A 13,317-nucleotide genomic window follows, 5' to 3' on the forward strand; every position below is an offset into this window, starting at 1 on the left:
TAAGGAGACATTGATGAAAATTGGATTTATCGGCTTAGGCATTATGGGTACCCCCATGGTCAAACACTTGTTAGAAGCTGACCATACTCTTTTTGTGAACTCACGTAGCGGGCTACCTCCGTCATTGGCAGGTTATCAGCTTACGGTCTGTGCTAGTGGAAAACAGGTAGCTGAGCAAGCTGACGCCATTATCACGATGCTGCCTGATACGCCTGATGTGGATGCTGTTTTATTTGGTAGTAAGGGGGTATCGGAAGCAAATCTGGCTGGTAAGGTAGTAGTGGATATGTCATCCATTTCACCAATTGAAACCAAGAAATTTGCCAATCGTATAGAGCAATTGGGAGGGCATTATCTTGATGCCCCGGTGTCCGGAGGTGAGGTGGGTGCTCGTGCGGCCAGTTTATCCATCATGGTAGGTGGACCTCAGATTATCTTCGAAAAAATGCTACCTGTATTGCAATTGATGGGGAAAAATATCACTAGAGTTGGTGATAACGGAGATGGTCAAACCGCAAAGGTAGCCAATCAGATGGTAGTTGCATTGACCATTGAGGCGGTGGGCGAGGCTCTACTGTTTGCCTCACACGCTGGAGCAAACCCTGAAATGGTAAGACAGGCATTGCTGGGTGGCTTTGCATCTTCCAAAATACTGGAAGTGCATGGTGAGCGTATGGTTAAACGCACATTTGATCCGGGGTTCCGCATTGCTTTGCATCAGAAAGACCTTAACCTAGCTCTAAAGAGTGCGCAGGAAATGGGGCTAGCTTTGCCTGCAACGGCACTGGCTCAACAGTTATTTAATAGTTGTGTCGCTCAGGGAGGGGAGGCTTGGGATCATAGTGCGATGATATGTGCGTTGGAACGACTATCTGATTTTTCTATTTCGGCACAGTAGTTTTAAAATCATGCTTTGTTGATAGCGTACTAATCAATTGGGGTGGATTTTTCCACCCCATTTTTATTTCATATTAAATGGATTGAAATGTCCCTCATTGCTTTTGTAGTATATATTTAAAAATAAGAAGGTGAAACTAATGCCTAGTTTCACCTGGTAAATGAGCGCGTGTGCTTTAAGGTTTCCACTGGGAAATCTGCTGGCGCTCCTCATCACTCATTTTTGTTAAATTGGCCAATGGCATATATCTACTGGTCACCACTTGCTTAATTTTGATCTGGTGTCTGAGGATATCCTGCTCATTATCAAGGAGGATTCCTGCCGGTGGGGCACTAAATCCGGCTTGTGTCGGCCTTGCTGCATGGCAAGAAACACAGCGCTCTTGCAGTATGCGACTGACCATGTGGGTATCATTGCTATTAGCCGGTATAGATTTATTATCATGGCTATTGCTACTCTTTGCTTCAGTTGGGGCTACTTTGATGTCAGTGGGGGACGCTATCATCCCAATGACAAACAAGAGAATGCCACTGGCCGCTGGTAAAGTCAGCATATTCTGACCTTGATGGCGTAGCACAAAATACTGTCTGATTAGTGCCCCGGCCAGAATAAATAGCGTCATGATGAACCATGATGCTTCATTACTATAAGTAAAGGCATAGTGATTGCTGATCATTAGAAAAACCACGGGTAGCGTAAAGTAGGTATTGTGTACAGACCGTTGTTTTCCCCGCTTACCATCTAGTGGATTGGGTGGTTCTCCTGCGTTAAGTGCTTTTACCATTCTTCGCTGACCCGGAATGATCCAGAAGAATACATTTGCAGACATGCATGTTGCCATTACTGCTCCTGTCAAAAGGAATGCAGCACGCCCTTGAAATACATGGCTGCTGAAGTACGCGACTCCTGACATCATGATTGAGACAGCCACGCTCAAGAGACCATCTCTTTGCATATCTGGACTGATCCGGCGACATAACTCGTCGTAGAACAACCATCCAACAACAAGCAATGCAAGTGCAGCAACACTGGCCTCTTCTGGGGTCAATACTGCAGCCCACGCCCAAGGGCTGGCTGGATTAACCAGATAGACCGAAGCATTGCTCAGGTATAGCAAGCAAAACAAGGCAAAGCCTGAAAGCCAGGTAGTGTATGACTTCCAGAATGACCAGTGTAGTTTCTCGTCCAAAGGGAAGGGCGGGTGGGTAAGATATTTCTGATTGTGGTAGAAGCCGCCACCGTGTACCGATGACATTTCTCCAATCAAATCATAGCGTGAATCCTTTTCTCCATTTGGTTTTGTCAGGCTGTTGTCTAGCATGACGAAATAAATTGATTCACCGATCCAAGCAATGGCGACAATGACGTGCAACCAGCGTAGCAGCAGGTTGCCAAATTCCATGAGGTAGCTTTCCATAAGTTGTTTTCCTGATAGAAAGAATGGTAGTCAGCTACCGCGATAAGTTGAGTACGTCCAAGGTGTGATAATCAGTGGGACGTGATAATTTTGATTGGTGTCGGCAATACCAAAGCGCAGTATTACCTGGTCAATAAAACTGGGCTGAGCCAGCTTTACACCTTGAGCAATAAAGTAGTCTCCTGCATGAAAGATCAGTTCGTAGATGCCAGCTTTCATTTCATCACCTTTCAATAATGCCTTGCTGCTCCGACCATCCGCATTGGTATGTTGCTGACACAGCAAGTGCCGCGTTTCTTCAGTTACACGGTATAACTCGAAGTACATCCCCTTGGCAGCACAGCCATGCATGGTGTCCAACACATGTGTGGAGATTTGTCCCATTATTGTCTCCTTGTAAGAAAGCCCTGGCTTATAGTTCAGTTGGAATTATTATATCTAGGGTTGTTGTGAACATGATTTTGGCGATATTGTTTTGTTTTTGTGATAATTGTCAATATTTGAATGAAGGTGCCCGCCATGTTGTGAAAACTGAAAAAATGGCACACCATCCTTCTTGGATAAGTACCCCTTAGTGACGGTACCTGTCATTCTGCTAAACGTAAATACCGATAGGCTATGAGCAGGAGGCTTGTCTTTGAGAGGTTGTGATGGCGTGATTTTATGCTGTGAGGTGGTCTGAAACTGTACTTTCAGACATGTTTATCGCATTGGTAGCTACGGTACGCTTGGTTCCGGTGAATCGAGACTGATGTAGATTAACGATTTGCTACTTTCGCTGTGAAATCAATGCGTAAAATGTATGTAGAGAATGTAGGGCTGTCTTTGACAGCTGGGGATATGTTGGTCGTGGTGTTGATGAAGTTCGGAGTGCATCAGTATATCAATCGTTTCAGCAGTTATGACTGCTGACCTGAGTTAATTGGAGCAGCTATGCATGCAGTCCATGCATGTATTCAGAGCTAGGGTGATCATGGTATGCATTTCAGCATCTCATTTGAATGAATCCATTTTTTTGTCGTAGATGTCAGCTTATGTCAAGGCGAAGGAGTTCATTGAATGAAGAGCGATTATCCACGTGATATGGTCGGCTATGGCAAACGGCGCCCACGGGTATGTTGGCCAGGCCAAGCCAGGGTGGCTGTACAATTTGTACTCAATTATGAAGAAGGTGGAGAAAGTAATGTTCTTCATGGTGATTCCGTTTCAGAGCAATTTTTATCAGAAATTATAGGAGCCGCGGCATATTCGACACGTCATATGTCGATGGAAAGTTTATATGAATATGGATCCAGGGTTGGAGTATGGCGTATTCTGCGCGAATTTGAACGCCGTGAATTACCATTGACAGTGTTTGCTGTGGGTATGGCGCTAGAGCGTAATCCGGAAGCTGCAGCTGCATTTGTGGAGCAGGGCCATGAGTTGGCATGTCATGGTTATCGCTGGTTACATTACCAAGATATAGATGTAGGGCTGGAGCGAGAGCACATGCAACGGTGTGTTGAAATCGTACAACAATATACTGGTGAGCATCCTGCAGGTTGGTATACGGGAAGGGATAGTCCCAATACGCGACGCCTGGTGGTTGAGGAGGGGGGGTTTCTATACGACGCGGATAATTATGGAGACGAATTACCTTTTTGGACTGAAGTGCGTTTGCACAATGGGGAATGCAAACCTCATCTGGTGGTGCCATATACGCTGGATGTTAACGATATGCGCTTTGCTTCTCTGCAAGGGTTCAATACAGGGAAGCACTTTTATCAGTACCTCAAGGACAGCTTTGATGTGCTGTATGCAGAGGGTGAGTCATCACCCGCAATGCTGTCCATCGGTTTGCACTGTCGCTTGATTGGGCGGCCTGGCCGATTTGCTGCTCTGCAAAAATTTCTTGATTACATTCAACAACATCAATGGGTCTGGATATGTCGGCGAGTTGATATAGCTCGTCACTGGGTACGCCATCATCCTTATTCAGTACGGGAGGTATATCCATGAAACCTAATATGACATTGGAGTTGTTAAATCAGCTGCCTTTTGATGATTATGTCGATGCCCTTGCTGGGATATTTGAACACTCTCCTTGGGTGGCCGAACGTACTGCTGCTTTGCGTCCGTTTAATTCGGTGATGGAATTGGCTGCAGTGATGAGCGCGGAAGTGGAAAAGGCAGGCTACGGCCCGCAGATGGCATTGATCAGGGCACACCCTGAATTGGCGGGAAAAGCCGCGATTCATGGTGAGTTGACCCGGGAGTCCTCGGAGGAGCAGGTGGGGGCCGGGCTTGATCAATGCTCACCCGAAGAGTACGCCCGGTTAAATCACCTCAATCAGGCTTACCAGACCAAATTCGGGTTTCCTTTCATTCTGGCCGTTCGCGGGTATGACCGCATGGGAATTCTTCGTGAGTTTGAACGACGTTTGGGGTCTGAAGTTGAAGAAGAACGTCGTGAATGCTTGAAGCAAATATACCGTATTGCACGTTTACGTTTGGAGGCCATGTTTCCTGAGGATTTTGCTAGATGACTATTGAGATGATGGTCTTATACCTGTTGGCCATTACGGTAGTGATTGCTGTGCCGGGCCCATTGTCTCTTTTCATGGTCGGAAATGCAGTGCAATACGGAGTATGGCAGAGTTGGCCTGGTTTTATCGGTGGAGTTCTAGCCTCGGTCAGTTTGTTGCTGTTGTCTGCTCTAGGAATTGGTTCCCTGTTATTGGCATCTCCTTCTATGTTTCTGCTATTGCAGCTATTTGGGGCCTGCTATTTATTATATCTAGGATTGCGAACCTGGCAGGGGCGGATGAAATCTATTGAACTGAAAACGGGAGGCCTGCCGATTGGCACTAAACTCTTTTCCAAAGCCTTTTTGCTCGGTATCAGTAATCCAAAAGATATTGTGTTTTTTTTGGCACTTTTACCACAGTTTTTGATGCCGGCTCGGCCATTATTTCCTCAGCTTGTATGGATGGTTGTTGGTTGGATGCTAGTGGATTTTTTTTGCAAGTTTGGCTATGGGCTGTTAGCTAGCTACTTGCTGACAAAAATGGCTGGTCTTCGTAAGTTCTTCCTCGTTATTTCATCTTTATGCTTTTCCCTAATTGGTGCAGTCCTGCTAGTGCAAACCGTAGTTCATACTTTATATTAAAATAGATTTTGCATATGAATAATAAAGGAGAAACATCATGAGAATTAATTCCCAGCATGCTTCCACTGTGCTACATGCCGCGGCTATAGAGTTGCCAGATTATGCCCGGCGCTATGTGAACTTGGCGGATGCTGATTTTGGAGCCGAGGTTGTACACTGTTCTGATGAATGGTTTGCACCAGCTGAGCGTATGTTGCAGTCAGCATCACCTGTGTTTCTAGTAGGTAAGTTTGACGATCATGGTAAATGGATGGATGGTTGGGAAACACAGCGTCGCCGTAATGGAGGGCATGACTATGCTGTCATTCAGTTGGGTTTGCCAGGAGTAATCAAAGGGGTTGATATTGATACCAGCCATTTTACTGGTAATTTTCCCCCTGCAATAGTTCTGGAGGCTTGCCGACTTGATGGAATTCCCGATGAAAATACGCAATGGACAACGCTTATTCCTGCTTTGCCTATAAGCGGTAATGCACACCATTTTTTTACCATTGATGATGAGCGCGTCTGGACTCATGTTCGTTTGAATATTTATCCTGATGGCGGTGTGGCACGATTACGTGTATATGGAGAAGTTCATATTGATTGGAGCAGTAAGGATAAGAGTGCTCTGTACGAAGTATCAGCTCTGCAACTGGGCGGGCATGTCCTTGCATATAACGATGCCCATTTTGGTGTACCATTTAGACTAATTATGCCTGGTCGAGGAGTAAATATGGGGGATGGCTGGGAAACCCGACGTAGGCGTGAGCCTGGAAATGACTGGTGTATTGTTAAGCTTGGACATGCGGCAGTAATAGAGCGTATTGAAGTCGATACCGCTCACTTCAAGGGAAACTACCCCGATAGTGTTTCCATTCAGGCTGCATTGGTTACTCAGGGAGCCGATCAGTCTATTGTGACCCAGGCCATGTTCTGGGGAACTTTGCTACCAGAGCAAAAAACGACCATGGATGCCCAGCACTTTTTTGATCGTGAACATATTCGTCCTTTAGGTCCGGTCAATCACGTGCGATTAAATATTTTTCCAGATGGTGGGGTCAGCCGCTTACGTGTTTGGGGCCGTTTGATCAGTGAGTAAAGTCAAGAAAATATGAATAATGAGGAGAGTCATTATGGCTTTGCTAAATCTGGAAGTGCTGACCAAGGAAGCATTTTCACCATTCGGTAATGTAATTGAAGTGGCAGGTAGTGACTGGTTTCCTATCAATAATGGCAGTACGCGTCGTTATCATAAGCTTGGTTTGGTTGATATTTGTGGTGATGATGGTTTACCTGCCATCAGTATGGCACGAGGTGTTGCATTTGATTTTCCGCTCAATATAAATATGTTAGAGCGACACCCTTTAGGAAGCCAGTCATTCATTCCCTGTAATGGTGTTTCTTTTATCGTGGTGGTTGCCCCAAGTTTGCCTGATGGAATGCCAGATGAGCGCGCTCTACGTGCATTTCATGCCAAATCGAATCAGGGTGTTAACTATTTTCGGAATTGTTGGCATCACCCATTGATCAGCTTGCAACGGGAAGGAGATTTCATCGTGGTTGACCGTGTAGGCAGTGGTAACAACTGTGATGAAGTGATGCTTTCGCAGCAATACCGAATCGAAGCTTCCCTCTAATTTATTTGCCTGAGTTTTGTAATTTCCCTTGTTGCCGACGCAACTGGGAGGCCCGGTCATGCCTGTAATTGGATGGTTTTCTCCAAGGACGATATAAATCAGTTGGCATGAGCGATGCACAGGAGAGATCTGATGAGCGTAACAAAACCGATTCATCCGGTGGATGAAAAGCTGCCCTTTATACAGTTATTTACTCTTGGAATACAGCATGTTTTGGTGATGTATGCCGGGGCAGTGGCTGTGCCGCTGATCGTTGGAGGTGCAGTCGGTCTACCCAAGGAACAAATTGCATTTCTTGTCAGTGCGGATTTGTTCTGTTGTGGTTTGGTCACCGTATTGCAATGTCTAGGCATCAAGGGTTTCGGGATACGCATGCCTGTCATCATGGCTGTGACATTTGCCACGGTGGGTCCAATGATTGCAATTGGACAGAATGTGGAGTTAGGCCTGCCCGGTATTTTTGGTGCAACCATGGCGGCAGGCTTGATATCCCTGCTGCTGGTGCCGCTGATCGGCCGCCTGATGCGATTTTTTCCGCCATTGGTAACCGGGGTGGTAATTACTTCGATAGGGCTTTCTATTATCGGAGTCGGAATCAATTGGTCGGCAGGTGGGCTGGGTTCTCCTGATTACGGTAGTCCCTTATATCTGGGCATTTCCTTGACCGTACTAGTCTTCATTTTGTTGATCATCCGATTTGCTTCAGGTTTTCTTGCCAATATCTCCATACTGCTTGGCTTGGTGCTGGGTTTTGTCATCGCATTGCTACTGGGAAAAGTTGACTTTAATGGACTTCAGGATGCCAATTGGTTTGCCATGATTCTGCCTTTCAAGTTTGGTGCACCAAGATTTGAGCTATGGTCCATCGTGACATTGACCGTAGTGATGCTGATTGTGTTCATTGAATCCATGGGGATGTTTCTGGCACTGGGTGAAATCGTCAATCGCCCAGTTAAACGTCAGGATCTGGTACGTGGTTTGCGAGTCGATGCCTTGGGAACCCTGTTTGGGGGCATGTTCAACACGTTCCCACATACTTCGTTTTCGCAGAATATCGGTCTGGTTAGCATTACCGGGGTCAGTAGCCGCTGGGTTTGCGTGATGTCGGGTTTTATCCTGATTGCTTTTGGGCTGGTACCAAAAATGTCCATTGTTGTGGCCTCCATTCCGCCCTTTGTACTGGGTGGCGCTGGCATTGTGATGTTTGGCATGGTGCTGGCTACTGGCATCAAGGTGTTGTCACGAGTGGATTTCCAGAATCGTTACAATCTCTACATTGTTGCCATCAGTTTGGGAATGGGCATGATTCCTACGGTTGCCAAGGATTTTTTCGGTCAGATGCCTGCTGGAATGGCCCCACTACTACATAGTGGGATCTTGTTGGCAAGTTTGACTGCAGTGATCTTGAATGCCTTTTTCAATGGACTTGGCAGTAGCGATCTGACTGAAGCCAGCTCGACGGAGGTCATGTCCGTACCGGGACATTAAGTGGTTGATGCAGGTGTCGCTAAGATGCAGGTGGTGTTGTGTGGAGCAGGGCTTGTCGGTCGGGCGGTGATTCGTTTGCTGGGCGAGCTGCCTTGTAGCGTATTTTGGCTGGATCGTCCCCTGGCAAATTTCCCCGAGGAATTGGCCAGCAATATTCATCCTGTGTCAGGCGGTGTCGAGCAGATGTGCAATTTGCCTGCCAATGCTTGCTGGCTGGTGATGACTGATGACGATTTGCTTGATTTCGACTGGGTCGAGCAGATTCTGCTGCGCGGTGATGCGAGATTTATCGGCTTGCTGGGATGTCGTGGCAAACTGGCCAGTTTCAATGTGCGCCTGATTAATCGAGTTCCCCTTGGGAGTATTGCCAGTGTTCACTGCCCCTTGGGGATAGAAGGGATCAGCAGTCGACAGCCAGCAGTAATGGCAATTTCCATCGTGGCGCAGCTCATGCAGCAACTCAAGCCGGACTGATTCGATATCCTACTGTATGAGTGTTGCTCTGCAGGCAGACAATCCTGACCATTGCTGTGTTGAGGGTATTGAAATCGGCTGGCTTGTCCCTATCTGTGTGCTCACTGCTACCCAACCACTGATGAATAGAGACCATGAGCGCACAGAAAGAAACCCTGGGCTTTCAGACCGAAGTCAAGCAACTGCTTCACCTGATGATCCACTCCTTGTACTCCAACAAGGAAATCTTCCTGCGAGAGCTGATCTCCAATGCATCGGATGCTGCCGACAAATTGCGTTTTGAAGGTCTGGCCAAGCCCGAGTTGTTCGAGAATGATGCCGAGCTGAAGATTACTGTTGGCTTCGACAAGGAAGCCCGCACCATTACCATTTCTGACAATGGTATCGGCATGAGTCGCGACGAGGTGATTGCCAATATCGGTACCATCGCCAAGTCCGGCACCAAGGCATTCTTCGAACAACTGTCCGGAGACTCCAAGAAAGATGCCAATCTGATCGGCCAGTTTGGTGTTGGCTTTTACTCGGCCTTCATTGTTGCCGACAAGGTGAGCCTGACTACCCGCCGTGCCGGTGCTGCTGCAAGCGAAGGTGTCCGCTGGGAATCCCAGGGCGAGGGCGAGTACACGCTGGAACAGGTGGAAAAAGCGGGTCGTGGTACCGATATCGTGCTGCACCTGAAGGAAGGTGAAGACGAGTTGTTGGCCGACTGGGCACTCAAGCGCATTGTGCGTACCTACTCCGACCATATTTCCATCCCGATTCTGATGAAGAAGGGCAATAGCTACGGCGAAAATGGCGAAGTAATTGAAAGTGACGAGCTTGAAGCCGTCAATGCCGCTTCTGCCTTGTGGACCCGCAGCAAGAGTGAAATCAGTGACGAGCAGTACATCGAGTTTTACAAACATGTGGCGCACGACTTCACCGACCCGTTGGCGTGGAGTCATGCCCGCGTCGAGGGGCGCCAGGAATACACCGAGCTGCTGTACATCCCGGCCCGCGCACCGTTTGACATGTGGGACCGTGAGCGCAAGCAGGGCATCAAGCTGTATGTGCGTCGTGTGTTCATCATGGAAGACAGCGATAAGCTGATGCCGCAATACCTGCGCTTTGTGCGTGGCGTAATCGACAGCAACGATCTGCCGTTGAATGTTTCGCGTGAAATCCTGCAGGAAAGCAAGGATATCGATGCCATTCGCGCTGGTTGCGTGAAGAAGGTGCTTGGCTTGCTGGAAGATCTGGCCAGCAATCAGCCTGAAAAATATGCCGCATTCTGGAAAGAATTCGGCCAGGTGCTGAAAGAAGGTGTGGGGGAAGACCATGCCAACAAAGAGCGTATCGCCAAGCTGTTGCGCTTTGCATCCACGGCGGTGGAGGGCGATGAGCCGACGGTCAGCCTGAGTGACTATATCGCTCGAATGAAGGAAGGCCAGGACAAGATTTACTTCATTACTGCCGATACCCTGGCAGCAGCCCGCAACAGCCCGCACTTGGAAGTGTTCAAGAAGAAGGGTGTGGAAGTACTGCTGTTGACCGATCGTGTGGATGAGTGGGTTGTCGGTTCCTTGTTTGAATTTGATGGTAAGTCCTTGCAGTCGGTAGCCAAAGGCGAACTGGATTTGGGCGCACTGGAAGACGAAGCTGACAAGGAAGCACAGAAGCAGGCTGAAGAAGCCGCCAAACCGGTGGTGGAAAAAGTGCAGAATGCATTGGGCGACAAGGTGAAGGAAGTGCGTGCTACTGTGCGTCTGACCGACAGCCCGGCCTGCCTGGTTGCAGGTGAACACGATATGAGTGCCCACCTGGAACGTATGCTGAAGGCGGCCGGCCAGAAAGTGGAAGCGAGCAAGCCTACCTTGGAAATCAATCCAGAACACGTGCTGGTGAAACGTTTGGCTGAAGAGTCGGACGCCGGACGTGCTGCCGATCTGGCTCAGGTGCTGTACGACCAGGCCTTGCTGGCAGAGGGTGGCAAGCTGGAAGATCCGGCAACCTTTGTCAAGCGTATCAACAAGCTGCTGCTGGAGCTGTCTGCCTAAGTAGCGACTGCTTGCTAGTAAACCGAAACCGCCCCAGACGACCGGCTTGCCGTGTATCTGGGGCGGTTTTCATTCTCTACCGTGGTAAAGATGTGGTGATGAGTAAACCGTGACACAAACTGGGGCTGCTGCTGGCCGATGGCAGCATTGTCCCTTGTGCACCGCAGGCCCGATACGGTGTGGTAGTCAGCGATGGGGTGTTAAAACCATACCTTTCCCAAGCACGTCTCTACATGTTATGGGGGCGGCAAGATGTACTGATGATTTGCTGCAGCTATCCTTGTTCGTTTTTGCAGGAGGCAGCGGTCTGGTGCGGGGCGGTCTATTCAAACGGCGCGGCGAGAAAAGCAGGGTGGGCTTCTGCCTGCGCACTCCATTGTTGTAACAGCGGAAAATCGTCCCATACCATTTGCTGTGGCAGTATTTCCCGACTGAAGCGCCAGGCTATGGCGATACTGATTCCTGCTTGGTCCAGCGGTGTGGACGACAGTGCTTCAATACCCAGTTCCTTCTCCAGCAAGCCATAAGCGGCCAGCAACTGAGCGCTGATTCGCTCCTGCCAGGGCTGATGTCGTTTGTCCTCTGGACGCAAGTTCTGCTCGTAGGCCAGCTGTACACTTTTTTCCATTGCCGCCAAAGCCAATCCCAGCAAACGCAGCGCACGCTGCCGCTGTGGCAAGGCCTTCGGCATCAGGCTGCGCTCTGGGTGCATGGTGTCCAGATAATCCAGAATCAGGGTAGAGTCCATCAGCGTGCTGTCGTCATCCAGAATCAAGGTTGGTGCCTTCACCACCGGATTGATGGTTTGGAATTCAGCCAGATGGCGGAATACCGAAACGGCGCGATGTGTAAATGGTATCGCCATCAAGTGCATGCTGACGGCAACACGGCGTACATAGGGGGAGTCCAGCATGCCAATCAATTGCATGATCTGCCTTTCTGTTCAAGCGGTTTGAAAATGGCTGGCAATACTTAGCCAGCTGCACTGCGGGAAATTGGTACCTGGGCGCATTTCCAGCTGGCCACGTCCTTCCAGCAACAGCTTGCCCGCGGGGAGTTGTACCGTGTCACCACCTTGTAAGCAGATGTCCAGACCGTCAATCGTCAGCCAGTGTGCGCCGCTACGCGCATAAATCTGGCAGGGGTGGGATAGTTGCACTACCAGTAGTTCACCTGCTGCCAGTTCCAGCCGTAGTGAGTGGGACATGGTCATCTCCTTTCGTGGGGGTGAGTTCACTATAAGTTGTGAGACGGCTGGTGAAAATTGATATTTATTTGGAATTCATGTTAGTTTTACTTACATGAGACCTTTGCCTCCCTTATCTGCTCTGCGCAGTTTCGAAGCGCTTGCCCGGCTGGGTAGTGTCACACTGGCCGCTAGCGAGCTGCATGTGACTCATTCGGCGATCAGCCAGCAAATACGCCAGCTTGAAGAAATGCTGGGTGTGATGCTGTTTGTGCGTGAAGGGCGAGGGCTACGCCTGACCGAGGACGGAAGGTTGTATGCCCTGCAAGTGCGCACGGGCCTGACCGAGTTAACCGAAGCTACACGGTTGATTCAGGCCCGCCCGCGGGATGGCGAGCTGGTAGTCGCCGTGCTGCCTTCCTTTGGTGCGCATTGGTTGTTGCCACGCTTACCCCGTTTTCAGGCGCGGTTTCCGCAATATCGTGTCAGTTTGCGTGCCAGTCTGGACATTCAGGATTTGCGTCAGGGCCTGGTGGATATTGGTGTGCGCATGGGGCAGGGCGGTTGGGAGGGTTTGCAGCAGCAACATCTGTTTGATGACGCGCTGGTGGTGGTGGCTGCACCTGGTTTCCGTCAGGGAAACTTGCCACGGACCCCGGCCGAAATCGTGGCTGGGCCGGTGGTGCGGACGGTGGAAAGCTGGATGGGGTGGTGTCAGGCTGCGGGGGTGGATGAGCCATCGCAGGCTGGCTTGTGGATTAATGATTCCAATCTGGTATTACAGGCCGTGCAGCAGGGAATGGGCGTGGCACTGGAGCGTCGCAGCCTGGTCCATGCTGCCTTGCAATCCGGCATGTTGGTGCAACTGAGTGACATCGTGGTGCCTTATCCCTACCCACACTGGCTGGTGTGGCCACAGCGCGAAAGCTCACTGCTCAAGCAGCGCGATTTTGCCGGCTGGATGGCTGAGGAGGTGGCTGCGTATGAACATGAATTGGCGCAGGCAGCCCGCTGATATTGGTGCCGGTGGCCAGAAAACGGACTAAAGGAA

The 13,317-nt window shown here is 49.4% G+C and carries 14 protein-coding genes; 10 read left to right on the top strand and 4 right to left on the bottom strand.

What is annotated here, in order from left to right; all coding sequences use genetic code 11:
* Window positions 1-10 precede the first annotated feature (10 nt).
* Complete coding sequence (locus tag HWX34_RS11530; RefSeq protein WP_218645157.1) at window positions 11-898, top strand: 2-hydroxy-3-oxopropionate reductase; 888 nt, start codon at window positions 11-13, stop codon at window positions 896-898.
* Window positions 899-1,073: 175 nt separating this feature from the next.
* On the opposite strand, the gene HWX34_RS11535 is transcribed toward HWX34_RS11530, so the two are convergent.
* Both HWX34_RS11535 and uraH read right to left on the bottom strand, forming a co-directional pair.
* Entirely contained in the window at window positions 1,074-2,315 is a 1,242-nt protein-coding gene (locus HWX34_RS11535; protein ID WP_178972374.1) for a urate hydroxylase PuuD, read from the bottom strand.
* A 30-nt stretch (window positions 2,316-2,345) separates the two neighbouring features.
* A complete protein-coding gene (uraH, locus tag HWX34_RS11540) occupies window positions 2,346-2,699 on the bottom strand; it encodes a hydroxyisourate hydrolase (protein WP_178972375.1) in 354 nt (117 codons plus the stop codon).
* A gap of 675 nt (window positions 2,700-3,374) precedes the next feature.
* Here uraH and puuE point away from each other — a divergent pair.
* The 8 genes from puuE to htpG all read left to right on the top strand — a co-directional run bounded on the left by puuE (window position 3,375) and on the right by htpG (window position 11,080).
* A complete protein-coding gene (puuE, locus tag HWX34_RS11545; RefSeq protein WP_178972376.1) occupies window positions 3,375-4,313 on the top strand; it encodes an allantoinase PuuE in 939 nt (312 codons plus the stop codon).
* Window positions 4,310-4,840, top strand: a complete 531-nt coding sequence (gene uraD, locus HWX34_RS11550; protein ID WP_178972377.1) for a 2-oxo-4-hydroxy-4-carboxy-5-ureidoimidazoline decarboxylase — start codon at window positions 4,310-4,312, stop codon at window positions 4,838-4,840. The genes puuE and uraD overlap by 4 nt, the downstream gene beginning before the upstream one ends.
* The gene (locus tag HWX34_RS11555; protein WP_178972378.1) at window positions 4,837-5,463 is read left to right on the top strand and encodes a LysE family translocator; all 627 of its coding nucleotides are present in this window, start codon (window positions 4,837-4,839) and stop codon (window positions 5,461-5,463) included. Before uraD ends, HWX34_RS11555 begins: the two co-directional genes overlap by 4 nt.
* 37 nt (window positions 5,464-5,500) lie before the next feature.
* A complete protein-coding gene (alc, locus tag HWX34_RS11560) occupies window positions 5,501-6,544 on the top strand; it encodes an allantoicase (RefSeq protein WP_178972379.1) in 1,044 nt (347 codons plus the stop codon).
* A gap of 34 nt (window positions 6,545-6,578) precedes the next feature.
* Window positions 6,579-7,082 (top strand): ureidoglycolate lyase, encoded by a 504-nt coding sequence (locus HWX34_RS11565; protein ID WP_178972380.1) that lies wholly within the window; start codon window positions 6,579-6,581, stop codon window positions 7,080-7,082.
* 132 nt (window positions 7,083-7,214) lie between these two features.
* Window positions 7,215-8,570, top strand: coding sequence for a nucleobase:cation symporter-2 family protein (locus HWX34_RS11570; protein WP_178972381.1), 1,356 nt, complete (start codon window positions 7,215-7,217; stop codon window positions 8,568-8,570).
* A 24-nt stretch (window positions 8,571-8,594) separates the two neighbouring features.
* Window positions 8,595-9,044, top strand: a complete 450-nt coding sequence (locus HWX34_RS11575; protein ID WP_178972382.1) for an XdhC family protein — start codon at window positions 8,595-8,597, stop codon at window positions 9,042-9,044.
* Window positions 9,045-9,178: 134 nt separating this feature from the next.
* On the top strand, window positions 9,179-11,080 hold the full coding sequence (htpG, locus tag HWX34_RS11580; protein ID WP_178972383.1) for a molecular chaperone HtpG: 1,902 nt from the start codon (window positions 9,179-9,181) through the stop codon (window positions 11,078-11,080).
* 322 nt (window positions 11,081-11,402) lie between these two features.
* Here the strand turns inward: htpG and HWX34_RS11585 are convergent, their stop codons facing one another.
* Both HWX34_RS11585 and HWX34_RS11590 read right to left on the bottom strand, forming a co-directional pair.
* Complete coding sequence (locus tag HWX34_RS11585; RefSeq protein WP_178972384.1) at window positions 11,403-12,008, bottom strand: glutathione S-transferase family protein; 606 nt, start codon at window positions 12,006-12,008, stop codon at window positions 11,403-11,405.
* A 15-nt stretch (window positions 12,009-12,023) separates the two neighbouring features.
* A complete protein-coding gene (locus HWX34_RS11590) occupies window positions 12,024-12,287 on the bottom strand; it encodes a hypothetical protein (protein WP_178972385.1) in 264 nt (87 codons plus the stop codon).
* A 94-nt stretch (window positions 12,288-12,381) separates the two neighbouring features.
* Here HWX34_RS11590 and HWX34_RS11595 point away from each other — a divergent pair, with 94 nt between their 5' ends.
* Window positions 12,382-13,281 carry a LysR substrate-binding domain-containing protein gene (locus tag HWX34_RS11595; RefSeq protein WP_178972386.1) on the top strand — a complete coding sequence of 300 codons (900 nt, stop codon included), beginning with the start codon at window positions 12,382-12,384 and terminating at the stop codon, window positions 13,279-13,281.
* Window positions 13,282-13,317 lie beyond the last annotated feature (36 nt).

This window comes from Aquitalea sp. LB_tupeE (assembly GCF_013391415.1).
Taxonomy (GTDB): domain Bacteria; phylum Pseudomonadota; class Gammaproteobacteria; order Burkholderiales; family Chromobacteriaceae; genus Aquitalea.

Excerpts from the sequence above, each read along its gene's own strand:
- HWX34_RS11565 (WP_178972380.1), top strand. The coding sequence starts at position 6,579 with ATGGCTTTGCTAAATCTGGAAGTGCTGACCAAGGAAGCATTTTCACCA.
- HWX34_RS11555 (WP_178972378.1), top strand. The coding sequence starts at position 4,837 with ATGACTATTGAGATGATGGTCTTATACCTGTTGGCCATTACGGTAGTG.
- HWX34_RS11590 (WP_178972385.1), bottom strand. The coding sequence starts at position 12,287 with ATGTCCCACTCACTACGGCTGGAACTGGCAGCAGGTGAACTACTGGTA.
- HWX34_RS11575 (WP_178972382.1), top strand. The coding sequence starts at position 8,595 with ATGCAGGTGGTGTTGTGTGGAGCAGGGCTTGTCGGTCGGGCGGTGATT.
- HWX34_RS11535 (WP_178972374.1), bottom strand. The coding sequence starts at position 2,315 with ATGGAAAGCTACCTCATGGAATTTGGCAACCTGCTGCTACGCTGGTTG.
- HWX34_RS11585 (WP_178972384.1), bottom strand. The coding sequence starts at position 12,008 with ATGCAATTGATTGGCATGCTGGACTCCCCCTATGTACGCCGTGTTGCC.
- HWX34_RS11595 (WP_178972386.1), top strand. The coding sequence starts at position 12,382 with ATGAGACCTTTGCCTCCCTTATCTGCTCTGCGCAGTTTCGAAGCGCTT.
- uraH (WP_178972375.1), bottom strand. The coding sequence starts at position 2,699 with ATGGGACAAATCTCCACACATGTGTTGGACACCATGCATGGCTGTGCT.
- alc (WP_178972379.1), top strand. The coding sequence starts at position 5,501 with ATGAGAATTAATTCCCAGCATGCTTCCACTGTGCTACATGCCGCGGCT.
- puuE (WP_178972376.1), top strand. The coding sequence starts at position 3,375 with ATGAAGAGCGATTATCCACGTGATATGGTCGGCTATGGCAAACGGCGC.
- uraD (WP_178972377.1), top strand. The coding sequence starts at position 4,310 with ATGAAACCTAATATGACATTGGAGTTGTTAAATCAGCTGCCTTTTGAT.
- htpG (WP_178972383.1), top strand. The coding sequence starts at position 9,179 with ATGAGCGCACAGAAAGAAACCCTGGGCTTTCAGACCGAAGTCAAGCAA.
- HWX34_RS11570 (WP_178972381.1), top strand. The coding sequence starts at position 7,215 with ATGAGCGTAACAAAACCGATTCATCCGGTGGATGAAAAGCTGCCCTTT.